The following is a 487-nucleotide window of genomic DNA, read 5'->3' on the forward strand; positions in this document are numbered from 1 at the left end:
GGCCTGAGGGCCGCCCCCGATCCGCGGCCATCCCCCGCAGGCGCTCACCCGCCGCGTGCCGGCGTATAGGAGGTCACGCCGCGCCCTGCCGACGCCCGGCAGGACGCGCACGGACGCGGGAGCTTTCCATGGATGCCGACCTCGCCGAAACCCTGCGCCGGGCCGCCGCCGCCGGGCGCCGGCACGCCCAGACCTTCGTCGTCCAGACTTTCGTCGACCAGGTCGGCGCCGACGCCCTCCCCTGGTCGGTGGTCGCCGCCTTCGACGCCGAGATCCGCGGCTCGGTCGAGCGCGACCGGCGGATCGAGGACGAGCGCGACCGCGTGCTGATCGCCGCGGTGAAGCTCGCCGACGGCAGGCCGGAGGACGGGGCGGAGGCGATCGAGGCGGCGCGCGCGCACCTGATCGCGGCGATCGACTACCTGGAACAGGCGGTGCTGCGGTTCGGCGTCGTCAGCCGGGCCGGGGCGAAGCACGGCTTCGGCCC

The 487-nt window shown here is 76.2% G+C and carries 1 protein-coding gene; it reads left to right on the plus strand.

The window, feature by feature from the left end; translation table 11 throughout:
- Positions 1 to 128: 128 nt before the first annotated feature.
- Positions 129 to 487 (plus strand): hypothetical protein (locus FV222_RS28895; RefSeq protein ID WP_147816534.1); only part of this gene is annotated, 359 nt, incomplete at its 3' end.

It is taken from the genome of Methylobacterium sp. WL103 (assembly GCF_008039885.1).
GTDB classification, from domain to species: domain Bacteria; phylum Pseudomonadota; class Alphaproteobacteria; order Rhizobiales; family Beijerinckiaceae; genus Methylobacterium; species Methylobacterium cerastii.